Source organism: Xanthomonas sp. LMG 12460, from assembly GCF_009192895.1.
In the GTDB taxonomy this organism is placed as follows: Bacteria; Pseudomonadota; Gammaproteobacteria; order Xanthomonadales; family Xanthomonadaceae; genus Xanthomonas_A; species Xanthomonas_A sontii.
The window spans coordinates 122,198-142,502 of the sequence record NZ_NKUH01000004.1 but is presented as its reverse complement, the minus strand read 5'-3'; the positions used below and the strand labels follow the sequence as shown (position 1 = coordinate 142,502).

The 20,305-nt window shown below is 65.6% G+C and carries 16 protein-coding genes and 1 tRNA gene; 12 read left to right on the top strand and 5 right to left on the bottom strand.

What is annotated here, in order from left to right; translation table 11 throughout:
- The first annotated feature begins 83 nt into the window (after window positions 1-83).
- Window positions 84-449: a hypothetical protein gene (locus CEK66_RS01080; RefSeq protein WP_226978450.1), complete on the top strand. Its 366-nt coding sequence runs from the start codon at window positions 84-86 to the stop codon at window positions 447-449.
- Window positions 450-688: 239 nt separating this feature from the next.
- Window positions 689-764: transfer RNA gene (locus CEK66_RS01075), tRNA-Ile, on the top strand.
- Window positions 765-864: 100 nt separating this feature from the next.
- On the opposite strand, the gene CEK66_RS01070 is transcribed toward CEK66_RS01075, so the two are convergent.
- Entirely contained in the window at window positions 865-1,647 is a 783-nt protein-coding gene (locus tag CEK66_RS01070; RefSeq protein WP_226978449.1) for a DUF3883 domain-containing protein, read from the bottom strand.
- A gap of 366 nt (window positions 1,648-2,013) precedes the next feature.
- Here CEK66_RS01070 and CEK66_RS01065 point away from each other — a divergent pair, with 366 nt between their 5' ends.
- Both CEK66_RS01065 and CEK66_RS01060 read left to right on the top strand, forming a co-directional pair.
- On the top strand, window positions 2,014-2,268 hold the full coding sequence (locus tag CEK66_RS01065; protein ID WP_152181665.1) for a type II toxin-antitoxin system Phd/YefM family antitoxin: 255 nt from the start codon (window positions 2,014-2,016) through the stop codon (window positions 2,266-2,268).
- Window positions 2,268-2,693, top strand: a complete 426-nt coding sequence (locus tag CEK66_RS01060; protein ID WP_152235655.1) for a type II toxin-antitoxin system VapC family toxin — start codon at window positions 2,268-2,270, stop codon at window positions 2,691-2,693. The genes CEK66_RS01065 and CEK66_RS01060 overlap by 1 nt, the downstream gene beginning before the upstream one ends.
- 182 nt (window positions 2,694-2,875) lie before the next feature.
- Here the strand turns inward: CEK66_RS01060 and CEK66_RS01055 are convergent, their stop codons facing one another.
- Entirely contained in the window at window positions 2,876-3,991 is a 1,116-nt protein-coding gene (locus tag CEK66_RS01055) for a hypothetical protein (RefSeq protein WP_017914606.1), read from the bottom strand.
- A 235-nt stretch (window positions 3,992-4,226) separates the two neighbouring features.
- Here CEK66_RS01055 and CEK66_RS01050 point away from each other — a divergent pair, with 235 nt between their 5' ends.
- Window positions 4,227-4,604 carry a SymE family type I addiction module toxin gene (locus CEK66_RS01050; protein ID WP_157836382.1) on the top strand — a complete coding sequence of 126 codons (378 nt, stop codon included), beginning with the start codon at window positions 4,227-4,229 and terminating at the stop codon, window positions 4,602-4,604.
- Between the two features lie 2 nt (window positions 4,605-4,606).
- Window positions 4,607-5,113 (top strand): hypothetical protein, encoded by a 507-nt coding sequence (locus CEK66_RS01045; RefSeq protein ID WP_152235653.1) that lies wholly within the window; start codon window positions 4,607-4,609, stop codon window positions 5,111-5,113.
- Window positions 5,114-5,258: 145 nt separating this feature from the next.
- Here the strand turns inward: CEK66_RS01045 and CEK66_RS01040 are convergent, their stop codons facing one another.
- From CEK66_RS01040 to CEK66_RS01030, 3 genes are all read right to left on the bottom strand, one after another.
- Window positions 5,259-5,915, bottom strand: coding sequence for a serine/threonine protein kinase (locus CEK66_RS01040; protein ID WP_152235652.1), 657 nt, complete (start codon window positions 5,913-5,915; stop codon window positions 5,259-5,261).
- A gap of 20 nt (window positions 5,916-5,935) precedes the next feature.
- Entirely contained in the window at window positions 5,936-6,439 is a 504-nt protein-coding gene (locus CEK66_RS01035; protein ID WP_026143219.1) for a sigma-70 family RNA polymerase sigma factor, read from the bottom strand.
- A 302-nt stretch (window positions 6,440-6,741) separates the two neighbouring features.
- Window positions 6,742-7,158 (bottom strand): hypothetical protein, encoded by a 417-nt coding sequence (locus CEK66_RS01030; protein ID WP_152235651.1) that lies wholly within the window; start codon window positions 7,156-7,158, stop codon window positions 6,742-6,744.
- 516 nt (window positions 7,159-7,674) lie between these two features.
- Here CEK66_RS01030 and CEK66_RS01025 point away from each other — a divergent pair.
- The 6 genes from CEK66_RS01025 (at window position 7,675) to CEK66_RS01000 (ending at window position 20,197) form a co-directional block, all read left to right on the top strand.
- Window positions 7,675-11,040, top strand: a complete 3,366-nt coding sequence (locus tag CEK66_RS01025; RefSeq protein ID WP_226978448.1) for a GH92 family glycosyl hydrolase — start codon at window positions 7,675-7,677, stop codon at window positions 11,038-11,040.
- Between the two features lie 295 nt (window positions 11,041-11,335).
- Window positions 11,336-14,437 (top strand): TonB-dependent receptor, encoded by a 3,102-nt coding sequence (locus CEK66_RS01020; RefSeq protein WP_193312533.1) that lies wholly within the window; start codon window positions 11,336-11,338, stop codon window positions 14,435-14,437.
- 139 nt (window positions 14,438-14,576) lie between these two features.
- Window positions 14,577-17,021: a GH92 family glycosyl hydrolase gene (locus CEK66_RS01015; RefSeq protein WP_152235650.1), complete on the top strand. Its 2,445-nt coding sequence runs from the start codon at window positions 14,577-14,579 to the stop codon at window positions 17,019-17,021.
- Window positions 17,022-17,096: 75 nt separating this feature from the next.
- Window positions 17,097-18,272 carry a LacI family DNA-binding transcriptional regulator gene (locus tag CEK66_RS01010; RefSeq protein WP_226978447.1) on the top strand — a complete coding sequence of 392 codons (1,176 nt, stop codon included), beginning with the start codon at window positions 17,097-17,099 and terminating at the stop codon, window positions 18,270-18,272.
- A 184-nt stretch (window positions 18,273-18,456) separates the two neighbouring features.
- Window positions 18,457-18,900 (top strand): DUF2231 domain-containing protein, encoded by a 444-nt coding sequence (locus tag CEK66_RS01005; protein ID WP_152235649.1) that lies wholly within the window; start codon window positions 18,457-18,459, stop codon window positions 18,898-18,900.
- Window positions 18,893-20,197, top strand: a complete 1,305-nt coding sequence (locus tag CEK66_RS01000) for a sorbosone dehydrogenase family protein (protein WP_226978446.1) — start codon at window positions 18,893-18,895, stop codon at window positions 20,195-20,197. Before CEK66_RS01005 ends, CEK66_RS01000 begins: the two co-directional genes overlap by 8 nt.
- Window positions 20,198-20,305: the final 108 nt, after the last annotated feature.

Below are 20,305 nucleotides of genomic sequence, written 5' to 3'. Positions count from 1 at the left end.
GCGCGGCCATGGTGTCGCGGGCACACGCTATCCTGGTGCCGGCTCGCACCACTTGGCGGGGCAGGGGACGCATGGGAGGGCGCGTGGATGACATCCTGAAGTCGCTGCGAGCAGACGTCGACAACCAGGAAAGCGACGACGGCTACTTTTCGCTGGGCTTCCTGATCGACCAAGAGCGTGCCGGCCTGCCGTACAACATCGGGCTCTGCCGGGACGAGATCGAGGATCCCGGGTGCCTCTACATCGAGGCGGACGACCAGATCCATGGATTCGCGACCAGGCGGGCGAGATACGCGTTCAACGGGAACGTACTCGCCATCGAACTGCTGGATGACCACGTGTTCCACTGGACCGGCAGTAAAGTCGTGAAGATCATTGTGCCGGAGGGGCAGGCGCAGCAGGTCGCTGCTTGCGTCGCGAGCATGTTCTCTGGCATTGGGGGCCAGTAGCGGCGCTCGCTGTTTGTGGCTGGCGGAAGGTTGCGGCCCCTGCTGATGGGTGTCAGCACGGCCCGCTACCGTTTTCACGCGTAGGGGTAAGCTGCGTGGGAGCCCCGACGCTCCCGTCCCGGGAAGACAGCGCGCCACGTCGAACTGTAAACTCACGCTGCTTCGGCGCCTCCCCAGCGAGTACGCCAGAGGCGCCAAGCCGGCGGCCGGCGCATCGCCCGCCCGCTCCGGACGCATCCGGGCCTATAGCTCAACGGTTAGAGCAGAGGACTCATAATCCTTTGGTTCCAGGTTCGAATCCTGGTGGGCCCACCATCAGCATGCAAAGGCAATCGCATGCTGTCTGCTTTTCAAGATGAGCGGACGTTGGAAGTGAGCCCGACCCCATTCTTGTAGTGTTAGTGAGGTCGTCGTCTTAGAAGCGCGCGATGTACATGGTTGACTCGAGAAGGCAATGCGAAGCGATGGCGCCGGGCAGATCGAATAGGCGTGGCTTTGCGCGGAAGTCGAAGAGACGATAGAGGCGGTATTTGTCAGCATCGATTTCCGAGCGCGCCAGTTCGTTATGGCTGACATGGAATGGGGTCAGGATGCCGAATGCGGTGGTCTTTACCTCGATGAGTCGTTCTCGGCCATCGGTCTCGTAGGAGAGTATGTCGTAGCCTAGGCCATCGCCTTGAGAAGCGGCTATGTGTTCGACCCGATTGGCCAGGCGTCTTTGACCGGCTGCATGAAGGCGTCGGGTTTCCAACTCTATTACGAATAATTCGCCGGCCCGCCCCAGCGATTGATTCCGCGCTTCTTGTGCCAGGTAGTCGCGTTGGACAGGCGAGAATCGGGGCAGGTAGATAGGTGGTGTCTCTCTTACCCGCGCCGCTGTCGGTGCAGGAACCCATATGGCTTCCGTATCCTCTGGGGCAATCATTACGGCAGGTCGCAGCACGGCGGATTGAGCAGCGGCCTGTAGTGCATCGTTCGACTGCGCTTGACTTCCCACCACGTCGAACAACAGGGTCTGGTAATTGCCACGCGGCTTGTAGCCATCAATGTACGGGTAGCCGAGTGCGAGAAGGACTGCGCTGATGTTGCAGTGTTTGAACTCGATGGCGGCCCTGTTGCGCCCGTCGAGCCGCTCGGCCAGCGCACGTGCATGGACGGTCTTGCTATACCGCTGGCCGTTCAGTTCGAGCGTGAGCATGTGCAAGTAGTCGGCGACGCAGGCCTCCACTTCTTCATGCGACCAGTCTGTGCCTCGTGCCATATAGCTCCTCTCGCGTGTCACCAGGTTAACTAGCAGAAGTGTGGGGGGCTAGTCCTGGCAGCGATAGCTCTGTGGGGCGATGTGATGCGGGCAGTAGCGATTGCTAGTGGTCTACCAGCAGCATGCAACGGCGACTGCATGTTGTCCGCTCTTGAAAATAGCGCATGTTAGGAGAGAACCCGGCCCGTTCTCGACAGGAGCGGCTGCCTGGCTGAGGCGCTTGTCGCCGTGTTGATCCGTCATTTGACCCTCAAACGTCTTTGTAGTAACGTAACTACATTCAGCGGATCTAGGAGGTGCCCTATGACCGTCACAACGCTATCAAGTCGGGAACTGAATCAGGACGTGACGCGGGCAAAGAAGGCCACCAAGAGCGGCCCGGTGTTCATCACTGACCGCGGCAAGCCTGCGCACGTACTGTTGAGCTTCGAGGACTACCAACGGCTGACCAGGCAGCGGCGAAACATCGCCGATGCGCTGGCGATGCCGGGCATTGCAGACGTCGAGTTTGAGCCGCCGCGCGTGACGATTGGAGCCCGGCCGGCTGATCTTTCGTGATGTACGTGCTCGACACCAACGTGCTGTCGGAGTTGCGCAAGGTGCGGCTCGGCAAAGCGGATGCGAATGTGGCGGCGTGGGCGGAAAGCGTCGATGCCGCCGATCTCTTCATCTCGGCCATCACCGTCATGGAGCTGGAGCTGGGCGTTCTTTCGATTGAACGCAAGGACGCCACCCAGGGTGCCATGCTGCGCGCGTGGCTGGAGCAACACGTATTGCCAGAATTCTCCGGACGCACATTGCCGATCGATACCACTGTGGCGCAACGCTGCGCCCGGCTGCATGTGCCCGACAAGCGCGGCGAGCGCGACGCGCTCATCGCGGCGACGGCGCTTGTGCATGGCATGGCGGTAGTTACGCGCAACGTCTCTGATTTCGAGCCCACGGGAGTTCCCATCGTCAATCCGTGGGAGCCGTTGCTATGACCGCTTGTGGATTCATGCGCAAAGGCAATTGGTAAGTTGCTTGCTATGAAGAGACGCGACGATTAGAAGTCAACCTGACCCATTCTTGTCGATCACTGGTCGTCGGCCGCAGGCACACCGAGGGCAACGACATCCAAGTTCTCGCGTTGTTTTAAGCAAGCGCAACACATGTAGTGACAGGTTCAGAACGGAATATCGATCCACTCTATGAGCTCTTCGAGTTCAGCAGCATGCTTGCTGTTTCCTCGATTCTTGTGCATGGAGATCAACCGAGTGATCTGTTCGCGAGCGGAGGGCTTTACATCCTCCGGAAGCTTGGCAAGCTCATTAGCGACATATCGCACGGCCAGCGTGGAAACCTTCGCCGCTCGAATGTATCGAAGCATAGGGCTAAGGAACTTCGGGAGCGTTTCAACAGTGAGAAATGGCCCAACTCCTGCCAGTTCGCCGAAGGGAATACTATCTCCTTGCTCAATCAAGAAACCAATCAGGTAGTCAACTACGACCGGTCGCTTGAGCTCGTCTAGGTGCTCCAGATCGGTAGGGCGGAAGAATGCAGTCCGATGACGGGCGATCTCTGTAGCTTCGCCGTTCCGAATTAGGGTATAGAACTGAAGCGTCGTCACGCCCGCGAGCTCCGGATTTTCCTTGATAGCGAGCCGATAGGCGGCAGAAATTCTCTCAGGAAGTGCAGCATCCCATTCGAAGTCATCGTATATGAGGCTTTCCGCATATGCCTTCGGAAGCACGTCAAGCATCAAGCGCTGCTTCTCCTTATCCGCAATGTCGCGAAGAAGATGCGGAAGAATTGCGATTGAGCCGCTGTCCCGTTGGATCTTCCGAAGGAGCTGCTCGGCTGTCAGTCCTGCTTTCGCTTTGCGCGATGCCGCGACCTCTAAAACTATCCTCCCTACCAATGCTGTGACGATCAAAGCATTGCTCTGGTCCGGCGCGGCGACGCTATCACGCATTACCTTCCCTGGATGGATAAGGTTCCTATAGTCCTTGATTGCGCTGCAGAGCTTGGCGGTAGTCTCGGTAATGACATGCTGGTCTTCGCACTCGGAGATGACTTGTTGAAGCATAAGTTTCCTGATTCGCAATGCTTCAGTCACAGGTGACAGCCATTCCAAGTGTTCGACGAGGACTGCTTCAATGAGGCTTCCGGCAAGGACCATGGCTGCCTTCCATGCTCGGGCTTCCAAGCACGCCTGCATCTCGGCGAAATCAGCTTCCAAGAGCATACGGTATGGTTGTGCGGTGATGTAATCGAAGCGGTTCGCCTGGGCCTCGCTCATTAGGGTTCCTCGTTCGTTCTCCAAAACAGGGGAAGACTACACTTACTCGGCCGATATCGGGGCCAGGTTAACTTAATCCGCACCGGCGCGATTTCCTGCAGATGTCTACAGATGTTCTGTTTAAGCGTTGACAGCTTCTTTGGGACGAGCAATTATCTATTCGCTACGGCAAATTCCGCGGCTGGGTTTGGTCTCCCGAAGTCACTTGGCGACTCCCACTCAAATGGAGGACGTCATGTCCGGCAGTGCAGACGCTGGTTCAAAGACCAAATCTCCTCGCCTTGCCATCAAGGCAAAGCCCTGCTGGCTCAAGCTCGAGTCCCCCGATCCCTTAGATGCCATCATCGCCGAGACGCTGCCTGGTGCGTCGGCGCCACCGTTGCATCCCGACGCTGACAAGAACCCAGTGCCCAGGCGCTCGATCCCGCGCCGCCCCACGCAATGCACCATCGGCTACCGCTACTACGATGTGGACCGCAATGGTATGCGCGTCGGGCGGCAGGTGCCGAGCTTGCGCTTGTACGGGCTTTGGCTGGAAGGCATCGGCTTCGCGGTGGGTGGAAAGGACCCAAATCCATGTGGTGTGAGATGTGCTCTGACCTCAGGCTTCTAACCGTGGGCCATATTGCGCAGATGAACATCCTTCGATTGATCTTATGCCTCAGTTGGCTCTCGATCGCTGGCCCCGCGTTCGCAGGGGCCAGCCGCTGCGATCTGCACGAATTCACCAGCTCGCGTGAGTTGCACCGGTTCCTGAGCCTTCGCGCGGTTGACGTCCTCAGGCGGGCAGAAAATTCCGGTAGCGGACTCGCGGACCTGGTTGCCCCAATGGCCACTTTTAACCTCGGTGCTGGTGACGTGGGTCGTCCGTTGGGCACTGGCATCGACGGCGCTCGTGCGCTTGCGCGAACCATGCACGCCGACTCGTACCGTTTCCTTGGTTGGGACTACATGGACATGGCGCCCAATGCCTGCTCAGAGCGTGAGGTGGACGTCGAGGTCGAGTTCATCGACAGCCAAGGCAAGCGCGTTTCCCGCGTGAAGTTCACGTTCGAGGTGGAGCGCGTTCGCTTGGTGAGTGCCGTGGGCTGGGAAAGATCGTTCGAAGCGGGTCAGTTGTAGAAGCGATTCGAGCAGGGCTGATTGAAGCGGGGTGTCACGACACTCATAACCCTGGTTGCGTGTAGCGCTGCTCACAGGCGGCAGGTGTAGCCGCCGGTTGAACCAAGCTACATTTGTTGATGGTGACGGCCATGAGAAAGCGCGCTCAGTCGCGCTCGAAGCGCTGCAGTTCGTCCAGTTGCGCCAGCGCCTTGCGCAGGCTGCCGCCGCTCAAGGAGTCGTCCATCTTCCGGCCGAACTCGGCGCGTTGCGGGCGGCGTGCCCAGCGGTGGAAGCACCAAGTGCCGAGCAGGCCGGCGATGCCGATGCCGTAGCCGCTCCACACCAGCGCGGGGGCCTTGGCCAGCAGATCGACGTCGCCCAGGCCAGCCAAGGTCTGCAAGACCGCGATCCACAGGAACCACCACGGCAGACCGGCGACCATGCCGCTGCGGATGTACAGTGTGCGTGTGCGCAGCAATTGCTTCTGTATGCCGATGACCGGCTGCGCATAGTCGATGTTGCCGAGTCGCCCCAGCACCACGCCGGCCGCGGCGATCGTCAGTACGCCATATGCCTGCACAAGCACGCCGGCGACGATGGACGAAGCATGTGCTGGCTTGCTCACCCACAGCAGCGACGCGAGCAGGACGAACGCAATGCCGAACAGGATCTGCAGCACCTGGCCCCAGTAGAGCGGGCGCAGGCTGCCGCGCGTCCTGTCCAGTTTGCGCTCGCGCAGTTTGTGCAGCTTCAATGTGTTGTCCAGTTGCAGCCGGCGGTCCAGCGTTTGCCAGGCCGATTTGAAGTCGTCGAGTTCCATCGTGGTCTCCATGGCGTGGTTTAGCGAAATTCGTCGCGGATGCGCTGTTTCAGGCGTCCGATCTTGGTGGAGACGTTGCTTTCGGTGATGCCGAGGATCTGGGCGATCTCGCGTTGCGGGCGGTCTTCGAGGTAGAGCAGCAACAGTGCGCGGTCCAGCGGCGGCTGGCGCGCGATGACGTCCTGCAGCAGGCGAAGCCGCTGTTCGTTCTCCGGGTCCGCGGCGTTGCCGTCGGCCACGTCGTGCAGGGTTTCGTCCAGCGGCATCGCGTCGTGCCGCTGCCGCAGTTCGCGGTTGCGCAGGTGGCTGATCGCCACGTTCAGCGCGATCCGGTACATCCAGGTGCTGACGCTGCGCGCTGGGTCGTACGTCGGCCAGGCGTGCCAGAGCTGTGCCGCGATTTCCTGGGCCAGATCGGCGCGGTCCTCGGCACCGCGCGCATAGCTGCCGGCGACCTTGAACACGATGCCGGAATGGCGCTGTAGCAGCGCGCTGAAGGCATCTCTGGCGTCGTTCGCGGTCATGGCGGTTGCGATGGTATCCATTGGTTCACCGGCGCGGCCTTCGCGCCCCTCGACACCATGATTCGCGCCAGCGCACGGAATCTCACACCGCGCCAGCAAGAATCTTCAACTGGTCATTGCGCGGAAGGACGTTGCTGGATCAAGCCGCGCGGCAGCGCGGCGTCGGCTTGAATGTAGCGTCAGGCTGTTTGTCGGCAAGTGGCAATGCCAAAGCTGACGGTGCTGCAGCGCGTTACGCTGCCCTTGTCGTCGCGATACGTCGTGTTGCCGAAGGAGTCCGGCGCGCTGCGAACCACGTTGCCCTAATCGCTACGGGTCGTGGTATTGCCGTAGGAGTCCGTGCTGCTGCGCGTCACGCTTCCGTCGTCGCCGCGGCAGGTTTTGTTGCCGTAGGAGTCCGTGGAGCAGCGAATCGTGTTGCCCCGGTCGTCACGGGTGGTGGTATTGCCGTAGGAGTCCGTGCTGCTGCGCGTCACGCTTCCGTCGTCGCCGCGGCAGGTCTTGTTGCCGTACGAGTCCGAGGAGCAGCGAATCACGTTGCCCTGGTCGTCACGGGTTGTGGTATTGCCGTAGGAGTCTTTGCTGGTGCGCGTCACGCTTCCGTCGTCGCCGCGACACGTGGTGTTGCCGTACGAGTCCGTCGAGCAGCGTGTTGTGTCGGCAAATGCGCTCGCCGTGGCCAGCAGTCCAGTCAAAAGTGCGAGTGTGGCCATTTTCATTTGAAACCCCTGTGTGTGGAGCGATCCAGCGCTTGCCAGTGTAGCCGTTGATCGTCAGTCAGGCAGGGCGCTCTATCGCCTTCGATCGCTCCTCGTCGCGGGACGGTACAGCGTCATCCTTCTTCGTATTCAACGCAACGCGATCGATGCCGGATCGCGTGTCGATACGGAGGCGAACTGTTGCGCAGCAGCATGCAACTCATCAAAAGGCGTGTTACTTCTAGCTCAGTTGGATCGATCCAAAGCCGTTGATGCAGCGCATCTGGGGAAGACGGCGGGTAGGGATCGCGTGCTACGCGTTTGCTGAGGCCTGCTCTTGTGTCCGCATGCAGCTGCGGTCGTGAAGCGGTGTCGGATGCCGACTTGAGCTGCGATTCATCGGGTCGATCCGGTCCACGTTGCGTGCCTTCGTTGCGGGCCGTAGCCACCGGAGGTGCGTGACGCCATGCGTCGCGGCACAGCCGACCGAGAGAGTTTGGGGAGCCTGCCATGCCAATCCGCCCGTGCTTCGCGCACATGCCTGAGTCTTCACGCCGGTGGTTGGCGGCCGTCGCGGCATCGGCGCTGTGGTGCGCGGGCAGCGGCGCGGCTTGCGCGGCCGATCCCGGCTTCGCGTCTTCGTTCGAGCGGGGCGACCCTGCGCCCGCGTCGGCCAAGCAGTCCGACAAAGCGGCTCTCCAGGTCACCATCGGCAACGGCCCCGAGCAGCCCTACGCGGCCAAGGCCGGCATGGGCTACACCGGGCTGCATGCGCTGCACTATCGCGCCAATGCGGCCGGGCGCGCACAACTGTTCGCAGTCGATCTGCCGGTGGAGCCGGACACGACGCTGTCGTGGATGGTACTGCCGGAGATCGTCGACGGCGAGACGGTGGCGTCGACCGGCGTGGCGGTGGATCTGTTGTTCGACGATGGGCGCCGCTTGTCCGAGTTGGGCGTGGAGGATCAGCATGGTGCGCTGGTCGGTGCGGCGGGGCAGGCGGCGTCGAAGACGCTGTATCCGCAGCAGTGGGCGTTCAAGCAGGTGCGGCTGGGTGAGGTGGCGGCCTTGCGCGGCAAGCGCATCCGTGCGATCGAGCTGCAGGTGCAGCCCGGCGCCGGCAAGGTGGCGTCGGGCTGGATCGACGATGTCGCGGTGCGACGCGAACCAGTGCCGCAGGCGGCGCGGCGACCCAGCGACGAGGTGGTGACCACGCGCGGCACGCAGTCCAACGGCACGTTCTCGCGCGGCAACAACATCCCGGCCACGGCCATGCCGCATGGCTTCAATTTCTGGGTGCCGGCGACCGATGCGGGGACGCTGAGCTGGCTATACCGCTGGAACGAACAGAACGGCAACGACAACCGCCCGCGGCTGCAGGCGCTGTCGATCAGTCACGAGCCCAGCCCGTGGATGGGCGATCGCCAGACCTTCCAGGTGATGCCCTCGTCCACGCGCGGGGTGCCGGAGGCGGACCGCGCCAAGCGCGCGTTGTCCTTCAGCCACGACCACGAGGAGGCGCGCCCGCATCTGTACCGGGTGGACTTCGACAACGGCATCCGCGCCGAGTTGGCGCCGAGCGAGCGGGCGGCGATCTTCCGCTTTCGCTTTCCCGAGGGTGGCGATGCCAATCTGTTGTTCGACAATGTCGACGCGCGCGGCGGGCTGACTCTGGATGCGGCGACGCAGACCCTGCGTGGCTATTCCGACACGCGCAGCGGCCTGTCCAATGGCGCCACGCGCCTGTTCGTGTATGCGCGCTTCGACCGTCCGTGGACGGCCAGCGGCAAGATCGCCACCGGGCGCCCGACCGGCTATGTGAAGTTCGCGCCGGGCGCGGACCGCACGGTGGTGATGCGCATCGCCACCTCGCTGATCTCGGTGGAGCAGGCGCAGCGCAATCTGCAGCAGGAGATCGGCGACGCCGGGTTCGAGCTGGTGCAGTCGCGTGCGCAGGATGCGTGGGACACGGTGCTGGGCCGGGTACAGGTGCAAGGCGCCAGCCACGACCAGCGGGTCACGGTGTACTCCAATCTGTATCGGCTGTTCCTTTATCCGAACATCGCCCACGAGAACCTCGGCGATGCGGCGCATCCGGATTGGCGGCATGCCGACCAGAACAGTTGGTCCAAGGACAACACCGGCGGCGATGCCGAGCGTACGTCGGTGCCGATCGTGCCGGGCAAGGTCTACGTCAACAACGGCTTCTGGGACACCTTCCGCACCAGTTGGCCGGCGTATGCGCTGTTCGCGCCGGAGCAGGCGGGGGCGATGATCGATGGCTTCCTGCAGCAGTACCGCGACGGCGGCTGGGTGGCGCGCTGGTCCTCGCCCGGCTATGCGGACCTGATGGTCGGCACCAGTTCCGATGTGGCGTTCGCCGATGCCTGGCTGAAGGGTGTGCGTGGGTTCGATCCGCACGAGGCCTATGCGGCGGCGCTGCGCAATGCCACGGTGGTGCCGCCGGTGTCGAATGTCGGCCGCAAGGGCCTGGCCCGCTCGATGTACCGCGGCTATGCCGCCAACGACGTGCACGAAGGGCTGTCGTGGACGCTGGAGGGCGCACTCAACGACTTCGGCCTGGCGCAGATGGCGCAGGCGCTGGCGGAGCAGGAACAGGAGCCGCAGCAGGCACAGCGTTACCGCGAGGAAGCCGAGTACTTCCGGGCCCGCGCCACCGATTATGTGTATCTGTTCGACCCGGCCACGCGTTTCTTCCGTGGGCGTACGCCGGCTGGCCAGTGGAGTACGCCTGCGTCGAAGTTCGATCCGCGCGTGTGGGGCGGCGACTACACCGAGGCCAATGCCTGGATCTTCGCCTTCACCACCCCGCACGACGCGGCCGGCCTGGCCGGGTTGCTGGGCGGCGAGGACGCCATGGCGGTCCGCCTGGACGAACTCTTCGCCACGCCGGAGACCGCGGACAAGCGCTTTGCCGGCAGCTACCGCGGCGTCATCCACGAGATGACCGAGGCGCGCGACGTGCGCATGGGCATGTACGCGCACAGCAACCAGCCCTCGCACCATCTGCCGTGGATGTACGTGGCGGCGGGGCAGCCGTGGAAGACCCAGCGCCTCACCCGCGAGGTGCTGCGCCGGCTGTACCTGGGCAGCGAGATCGGTCAGGGCTATCCGGGCGACGAGGACAACGGCGAGATGTCGGCGTGGTACCTGTTCGCCGTGCTCGGGCTGTATCCGCTGCGGATGGGCGCGCCGGAGTACGTGATCGGCTCGCCGGCGTTCCCGCGCGCCGAGGTCGATCTCGGCAATGGCCGCAAGCTGGTGGTGATCGCGCGCAACAACAGTGCGCGCAACGTGTACGTGCAGTCCCTCACGCTCAACGGCAAGCCGTGGAACACCGCCTGGCTGCGCCACCAGGACATCGCCGACGGCGCCACGCTGGAGTTCGTGATGGGGGCGACGCCGTCGCGCTGGGGCAGCGGCGCGGACGCATTGCCGCCGTCGCTGACGCCGCCGGGCAGCGCGCCGCGTGGGCTGGAGGATGTGGCGTCGCAGGCTGTGGCGGTGTCGCTGGAAGGACAGCCCAAGGCCGCGGCCCTGATCGACGACGATGCGACCACGGCGCTGCCGCTGCCGGCCGGTGCCAGTGTCGACTTGCGTTTCGCAGCGCCGCAGCGCGCCACGCACTACACGCTGACCAGCGGCGATGCCGCGGTGTCCGGCCTGGCATGGACGCTGGAAGGCCGCAACGGAGAAGGCGCGTGGACCACGTTGGACCAGCGACGCGCGCAGACATTCGCCTGGGCGCGGCAATTGCGGCCGTTCCGCATTGCCAAGCCCGGCACGTACAGCGCCTACCGCCTGCGCCTGGATGCGGGCAAGGACGTGGCGCTGGCCGAGATCGAATTGCTGCAGCCGGTGACGCGGCAGGCCATACCGTGACCGCGTGCGAACGCGGTGAGCGCATCCTGCCTGCCGCGCCTGGCGGACGTCGTACGACGTATTAGGCCTGTTGCGCGGCAGCATGCGCTGCTGCATGGGCTGTGATACTTAGTTTTCCACTGCATTAGAACGATCCAATCGCATCTGCGCAGAAGGGGGAGGGAGACGTAGGGAAGCCGGCTTGCCGCAAGGGCGCCGGAGAGTTTTCGTGTCACACCGCGCGGGGCTCTTGCCCGATCCTTGGATCGATAGAACCCCGCCGCAGCCGATCAATCTTTGGGAGAGGATGATTGAAATGAACTGCATGCCATCCGCACGCAACCGCAGCACGCTGTCCGCCGGCATCGCCATCGCCTTGTTCGCGACGGCCGCCTCCACCACCGCCTTCGCCCAGCAGGCCGACGGCACGCCGGCCCCCACGGGGCAGGCCGAGGTCAAAGCCACCGACCTGGACGCGGTGACGGTGACCGGCTACCGCTACGCGATCGAGAAGAGCCTGGAGCAGAAGCGCAACGCCAATGCCGTGGTCGACGTGATCACCGCCGAGGACGTGGGCAAGTTCCCCGACAAGAACGTGGCCGATGCGCTGCAGCGCGTGCCCGGCGTGGTCATCACCCGCGACGGCGGCGAGGGCAAGAACGTCAGCGTGCGCGGCCTGTCTTCGGAGCTGGTGCTGACCGAATTGAACGGCAACTACATCGCCACCGCCGAGTCCAACGGCGACCCGACGCGCTCGTTCAACTACACGCTGCTGCCATCGAACCTGCTCGGCAGCGCCGAGCTGTACAAGACGCCGGAAGCGCACATCGACGAAGGCGGTATCGGCGGCACCGTGATCCTGCAGACGCGGCGCCCGCTGGAGCTGGAGCCCAATTCCGGCTTCCTCTCCGCCGAGGGCGTGTGGTCGGACAGTAGCAAGAAGACCGATGGCCAGTTCTCCGGCTCGTACTCGTGGCACGACCAGGACAACCGCTTCGGCGTGTTCGTCGGCTACACGCAGCAGAAGCGCACCGCGCGCACGCTCAACGCCAGCACCGAAAGCTGGCAGTGGTACGGCCGCGACGAAGGCGGCCCGGCGGTCGACGTCAACGGCAATCCGTCGGACTTCAATGCCAACTGGTGGGGCGGCACCGGCTTCTGGGACCAGAACGGCAAGTACTACACCCGCTTCATGATGCCCACGGCGGTCAGCCTGGACGTCAAGCAGGAGGAACGCGAGCGCAAGGGCGGCCAGCTGACCTTCCAGTTCAAGCCGACCGACGACCTGACCCTGACCGCGAACTACTTCCGCTTCGATCTGTCGCAGAACTCGCAGACCAACACGGTCAAGATCCCCGAGTGGAACATCGCCCGCTACTACGGCGACGGCAACTGGCGCGGCGGCCGCCTGCTCGACGGGCTGCAGTTCGATCCCAGCGGCACCATCGTCACCGGCGCCAACTACAGCCTGCATCCGGGCAAGGCCTACTACTGCAGCGAGGCGCAGGCCGCCGCCGCCGGCCTGCCGCCGGGCGGCTGGGGCTCCGACGACTGCACGGTGCCCACGCCGCAGATCACCGGCAGCTACAACATCGAGAAGTCGCTGTCGCAGACGGTGGACCTGGGCGGCGAGTGGCGCGGCGAGAAGGTGGACGTGTCGTTCAAGGCCGGCCGCACCTGGGCCAAGGGCGGGCCGGAACTGCAGTTCTCGCTGCCGATCAAGCCGCGCCGGCAGAACGCCGACGGCAGCTGGAGCAACGGCAACTTCGCCAGCGCCTGGGACCTCACTGGCACGCCGACCATGACCTTCTCGCCGGAGCTGATGCAGAACCTGCGCGACGGCATCCTGCAGGTCGACCTGGGCTCGACCGGCTCGTCCTGGACCCGCAACACCAACCAGCAGCAGTACGCGCAGATCGATACCACCTGGCACATGGACGGCGAGTTCTTCGACTCGCTGCAGTTCGGCCTCAAGCGCCGCGACGGCGGTATCCACCGCAACACCGGCAACAACTACTGGGTGTGCCCGGGCACCGACCCGAGCGACTACAACAACCGCTACTGGAACGGGCGCTGCAACGCGCTGGCCACGCAGTTCTCGCCGGACCTGCTGTTCCCGCTGGACAACCTGGCCGGCGGGGTGAAGTCCAGCGCGTTCCCGGCGATCAACTTCCCCGGCTACATCGGCTACTTGAACCAGACCTACGGCGCGATGCAGACCCGTAACGAAGACAACTTCGTCTACAACGTCGACGAGAAGATCTATTCGACCTACCTGCAGCTCAACTTCCACACCGAGCGCCTGCGCGGCAATGTCGGTGTGCGGGTGGCGCGCACCGGGCAGCATGCCGATTCCACCGACAAGGTGACCGCCTACAACGATTATTTCTTCGATGGTGCCGACGGCAATCCGCTGGCCTGCCAGCAGGGCGCGGCCATGCCCGCCGGCGCGCCGGCCGATACCTACTGCGGTACCGAAGGCTACTGGCGACTGTCGGACACCCAGCAACGCACCGAGTCGTTCGTGGTCAGTGCGCTGGACCGCAAGTACACCGACGTGCTGCCGAGCTTCAACCTGGCCTACGACCTGACCGAGAACCTGCTGCTGCGCGCGGCGGCGTCGAAGGTGATCGCGCGGCCGAGCTACAATGCCATCGCCGCGCCCGGCAGCCTGGAGTACTACAGCCCGGAATACGTGGCCGACCGGCGCCTGACCGGCGGTGCCAGCGAGCAGGGCTGGTACGGCTCGGGCAGCAACAAGAAGCTGGAGCCTTACAAGGCCAACCAGTTCGACCTGGGGCTGGAGTGGTACTTCCAGCCGGGCTCGGTGGCGGGCGTGGGGCTGTTCCGCAAGAACGTGGAGAACTTCTCGGTCGATGTGATCAGCGACGTCAACATGCTGATCAACGGCCAGACGGTCACGGTGCAGAACTACAGCACCAAGGCCGGCGGCCAGGACGCGGTGTCGCAGGGCGTGGAGCTGTACGCGCAGCACACGCTGCCCTCCGGCCTCGGCGTGCAGTTCAACTACACCTACAACGATGCCAGCAAGGCCGCGGTGCGGCTGGAGGACGGCACCGAGGTCGGCAAGACCTCGATGCCGGGCAGCGCCAAGAACCAGACCAACCTCACCGTGTTCTACGAGACCGACCGCCTGCTGCTGCGCGCCTCGTACAACCGTCGCGGCGAACTGGTGCAGGGCCTGGTCAACGGCTTGAACGTCTACGAGGAACCGTACTACCAGATCGATCTGAATGCGGCGTACAACATCACCCCGGCGCTCAGCCTCACCGCCTCGGTGCTCAACCTGACCAAGCAGGAGTCGCGCCAGCATCTGGGCGACGACACCCGGGCGCGCTTCTACACCGGCGGCTACGCCGGGCGGCTGGCGTACCTGGGGCTGACCTACAAGTTCTAGGCTGCCGCCTGTCGTGCCCATGTCCGCCGCGCGGCGGTCGGCATGGGCGCGACGGTCCGGCGACGGCCGGGCCGCCGTTTTCGCCGTCCACGACCGCGCCGTCGCGCTTGCCGCGGTCGTCCACTACAGGATCCATCGCATGACGTCTTCCCCGCTGCCCTCCCTGCTGCGCACGTTCGCCTTGTCCTTGCTGCTGGTGACGCCGGCACTGGCCGCCGCGCCGCGGCTCAGTGCCGAGGTCAACACCTTCATCGGCAGCAAGGACGACGGCAACACCTTCCCCGGTGCGTCGGCTCCGTTCGGCATGATCCAGGTCAGCCCGATCGGCGCGCACTACGCCGGCTGGCGCTACGACGATCCGCAGATCCGCGGCTTCGGCCATTCCTTCCTGTCCGGCGCCGGCTGCTGGGAGCAGGGCGGGCAGGTCTCGGTGCTGCCGGTCACCGGGCGTATCGGCCCAGGCGGCGCGTTCGATACGGGCGACCCGAAGGCGTTCGACCACACCCGCTATGGCGCGCACTACCAGCACGACGGCGAGCGCGGCCAGGCCGGCTACTACAAGGTGCGGCTGACCGATTACGGCGGCATCGACGCCGAAGCGACCGCACTGACCCGCGCTGCGGCCGAGCGCTACACCTTTTCCACCTCGGGCGACGGCCACGTGCTGGTCAACATCGGCCAGGCCAACGCCCGCCACACGGTCACCGGCAGCACCCTGACCGTGGTCGGCGACCGCGTCGTGGAAGGCAAGCTGGTGACCCAGAGCTTCTGCGGCGGCCACCAGTACACCACCTGGTTCCGCCTGGAGTTTGATCGCCCATTCAAGGCCTTCGGCACCTGGGGCGAGGCCGGCGGCGTGCCGGGCTCGCGCCATGGCATGGAGGGCGAGGGCAAGCCCAGCGGCGCGTGGCTCACCTTCGACCTGAGCAAGGGCCGCGCGGTGACCGCCATCTCGGCGATCTCGCACGTGGACGCCGAGGGCGCGCGCAACAACCTGCGCAGTGAGGGCATGGCCAATGGCCGCCTGCTCGGCTTCGATGCGATGCGCGCCCGCGCGCAGCAGGCCTGGGACAAGGAACTGACCAGCGTGCGCGTGCAGGGCGCCAGCGGCGACGTCCGCGTGGTGTTCTACACCGCGCTGTACCACGCGCTGCTGCAGCCGCTGACCGGCAGCGACGCCGATGGCCGTTACCGCGGCTACGACGACGGCATCCACCACGCCGACGGCTGGACCTACCACGAGTTCTTCTCGCTGTGGGACACCTATCGTGCGCAGAACCAGTTGCTGGCGCTGTTGCGGCCGCAGCGCGCCGCCGACATCGGCCGCTCGATCCTGGCGATCAACGCGCAAGGCGGCTGGCTGCCGCGCTGGGGCTATGCCAACTTCGAGACCAACGTGATGACCGGCGATCCGGTCACGCCGTTCCTGGTCGACCTGTGGCGCTTCGGCGCGCTGCAGGGGCGCGAGGCCGAAGCCTATGCTGCGCTGCGCCGCAATGCGTTCGAGATGCCGCCGTTGAATTCGCGCCACGCCGGGCGTTCCGGCAATGCCAACTACCTGGCGCAGGGTTTCGTGCAGTACGACCGCGCGTTCCCGTCCAAGGGCATGGATGTCGACCCGCACCACGGCGGCTCGGCGACGCTGGAGTACGCGCTGGCCGATTGCGCGCTGTCGACCATGGCCGGTGCGCTGGGGCATGCCGAGGATGCGGCGGTGCTGAATCGGCGTGGGCGCAACTGGCGTTCGATCTGGGATCCCTCGGTGCGCGATACGCAGACCGGCTTCACCGGTTTCCCGCGGCCGCGCACCGAGGATGGGGCGTGGTACACGCCGGCGGACGGGCATTACGATCCGCGTTCGCAGCACGGCTTCCACGAAGGCACGGCCTGGCAATACCAGTGGCTGGCGCAGCAGGACGTGCCGGGACTGGTGGAGGCGATGCACGGGCCGGAGCAGACCGCGCGGCGACTGGATACCTTCTTCGCCTACGACGCGCTGCTGGCCGACCCGGCCGGCGCCGCGCGCAAGGAATGGGTGATGGGGCCGTACAGCTACTACAGCCAGTTCCGCTACAACCCCAATAACGAACCGGACCTGCATGCGCCGTGGATGTACACGCTGATCGGCCAGCCGTGGAAGACCAGCACCGTGCTGCATGCGGCGCAGACGCTGTTCACCAATGCGCCCAACGGCGTGACCGGCAACGACGACCTGGGCACGATGTCGGCGTGGTACCTCTTCAGCGTGATGGGCCTGTACCCGGCGGTGCCCGGGACCGGGCAGTTCCTGCTGCACGCGCCGCGCTTTTCGCGCATCGAACTGGACGTGGGGCCGGGCCGTACGCTGCGCATCGATGCGCCGCAGGCCGGCGACGGCAAGCTGCGCTACGTCGGTGGCGTGTCGCTGGACGGCCGCGCGCACGCGCCGGTGTGGCTGGACTGGGCGCAGTTGCGCCAGGGCGGCCGCCTGCGTTTCGACCTGCGCGATGCGCCGCAGCCGCAGGGCTGGGGCACGCAGCCGCAGGACCTGCCGGTGTCGCCGTGCGCGGCGCCGCCGTCCGCCGCCAGCCTGGGCTGGCGCTGAGTCCGTGCCGTCGCGCGGCAGGCGCGCGCAGCCGATGGTTTACGCTGCGCGTCTCGTCCGAAGGGAAGCGATCCGATGAGCCAGAAGCGTCCACCCGGAACCGGATCCGCAGGCTCCAAGGTTGCCAAGGCCGCCGCGCGCAAGGCGGCGCCGGTTGCGGCGGAGCAGGCGGACAAGGCGAAAAAGGCCACAAAGACCGCACCGGCCGCCGCCGCGCGCGACCGCCAGCGTGTGGTGACCGTCACCGACATCGCCGATGCGGTCGGCGTCTCCCGCGCCACGGTCTCGCTGGTGTTGCGTGGCAGCCCGTTGGTGCATGCCGACACGCGTGCGCGCGTGGAAGCGGAACTGAAGCGGCAGCGCTACGTCTACAACCGCGGCGCCGCCAATCTGCGCCGGCGCACCTCGACCTGCGTGGCCCTGGTCATCAACGACCTGGCCAATCCGTTCTTCGCCGAGTTCGCCGCCGGTGTGGACGAGGCGTTGGGCGAGCAGGGCTACGTGACCCTGCTCGGCAGCACCGGCGAATCGCCCGCGCGGCAGCAGGCCGTACTGGCCTCGCTGATGGAACACACGCCAGCCGGCGTGATCCTGTCGCCGGCCGAGGGCAGCGACGCCGCCGAACTGCACACGGTGCTGGACGCACGCGCGAACGTGCTGCTGTTCAACCGCGAACTTGCCGGCGCCGACGACTGGGGTTTCCTCGGCCTGGACAACCAGCGCGGCGCGCAACTGGCCACCGAGCATCTGATCGCGCTCGGCCACCGCCGTATCGCCTTCTACGGCGGCCATGCCGATTCCAGTTCCTGCCGGCAGCGTCGCGCCGGCCACGCGCAGGCGATGCGGCAAGCCAGGCTGCCGGTCGACCCGGCGTGGCTGATCGAGTCCGCGCCCAATCGCCTGGAAGCGGCGGCGCGCCACGGCGAACTGTTCGCCCACGACGCGCCGCCCACGGCAGCGGTCTGCTACAACGACACGGTCGCGCTGGGCCTGATGCTGGGCCTGCTCGCGCGCGGCATCCGCCCGGGCCAGGACTTCGCGATCACCGGCTTCGACGACATCCCGGAGGCTGCGGTGAGCACGCCCGCGCTGACCACGCTCGCCGCGCAGCCGCGCGCCCGCGGCCGCCAGGCGGCGCAACTGGTGCTGGAGCGGCTGGATGCGGCCGTACCGCCGCGCAGGACGATCGTGCCGGTGAGCCTGTCGGTGCGCGAGAGCAGCGGCGCGCCGATCGCGCGCAAGCGTACCTAGCGCGGCGAACGCGGCGGCGGCCGCCGCGACGATGCGCGATGGCACTCGGTGCGCGCAGTGCCATCGCGACGCCCTCTAGACAGAGGCGGGCAGATAGTGGGTCGCACCCTCACAGTGGCACGTCCAGCGGGTTCGTGCTGAGCGAGCGATTCGCCCCCTTCTTCCTTTCGTCGAGAGCCGTCTCATGCATCTGCAGACTGCACCGCGCCGTTCCGTGGTGGCCAACGCCTTCTACGGCCTGCTCAATCCCATTCCGTTCGGCTGCTTCGTCGCCGCGCTGATCTTCGATATCGTCTATGCCCGCAGCGGCGTGATCCTGTGGACCAAGGCGGCGGCCTGGCTGATCGCGATCGGGCTGGTCATCGCCATCGTGCCGCGCCTGATCAACCTGGTGCAGGTCTGGATCACCGCGCGGCGCTCGGTGCTGTCGGTGGAACGGCTCGACTTCTGGCTGAACCTGCTCGCCATCGTCGCCGCCATCTTCAATTCCTTCGTGCACAGCCGCGACGCGTATGCGGTGGTCCCGGCAGGGCTCTGGCTCTCGATCGCCACGGTCGCGCTGTTGGCGATCGGACATGTGCTCATCGCCATCCGCACCACGCCACGCGAGGGTTACGTCCATGGCTAAGCGCCTGTGCCTGTCCGTTTTTGCGCTGAGTTGCGCCATGGCCCTGGCCGCCTGCGGCGGCAAGGCCTCGCTCGAGCCCACCCAGCAGGCGGGCAACGCGCCGCCGCTGCCACAGCCGCGCAACTTCCTGCTGCCGCCGATGCAGGTTCCCGAGGGGGTGGGCTGGAAGGAGGGGCAGGCGCCCACCGTGGCGGCTGGCTTGAAGATCGAGAAGATCGCCGGCGGCCTGAAACATCCGCGCCAGCTGTACGTGCTGCCCAACGACGACGTGCTGGTGGTGGAGGCCAATTCGCCGGGGCTGGAGCCGGTCACCACGCCAAAACAACTGATCGCGGGGCTGGTCCAGAGCCGCTCCGGCAAGAGCGCCAAGGGCGGCAACCGCATCACCCTGCTGCGCAGGGCCGCGGACGGCAAGTGGGAACAGCATGCGTTCCTGAACGGGCTGCATTCGCCGTTCGGGGTGCAACTGATCGGCGATGCGCTGTACGTCGCCAACACCGACAACATCATGAAGTTCCCCTACGTCCCCGGCCAGACCGAGATCACCGCGCCCGGCACGCTGTTCGCCGATCTCCCCGGCACCATCCAGCACCATTGGACCAAGGCACTGCTGGCCAGTCCCGACGGACGCAAGCTGTACGTCGGCGTCGGCTCCAACAGCAACATCGGCGAGAACGGGCTGGACGTGGAATACCGCCGCGCGGCCGTCCTGGAAGTGGACGTGGCCTCGGCCAGCAGCCGCATCTTCGCCTCGGGCATCCGCAATCCGACCGGTCTGCAGTGGGAGCCGCGCACCGGCAAGCTGTGGGCGATCGCCAACGAGCGCGACGAGATCGGCGCCGACCTGGTGCCCGATTACCTGACCTCGGTGCAGGACGGCGGCTTCTATGGCTGGCCGTACAGCTACTACGGGCAGAACGTGGATGTGCGGGTCAAGGATCAGCGCCCGGACTTGGTGGCCAAGGCGATCAAGCCGGACTACGCGTTGGGCTCGCATGTGGCCGCGCTGGGCCTGTGGTTCTCCCGCGGCGATGCGCTGCCCGCCAAGTACCGCGAGGGTGCGTTCGTGGCCGAGCACGGCAGCTGGAACCGCTCGCCGCTCAGCGGCTACCAGGTGGTGTACGTGCCGTTCCAGCAGGGCCGGCCGGTCGGCCCACCGCAGACCGTGGTCAGCGGCTTCCACTCGCAGGACGAGTCGCAGCTATACGGCGCCCCGGTCGGCCTGGCGCAGGACAAGGACGGCGCGCTGCTGATCGCCGACGATGTCGGCAACAGCGTCTGGCGTGTGCGCTTCTGACCGGTTGCAGGTTGTGCCGAGCACTGGCGAGCGGGTGGAGTGGTTCTGCGTGACGCTGGACCCATCGCTGTCTCCGGCCGCTGCCGAAGTGCGGCGGCACACTCGGGA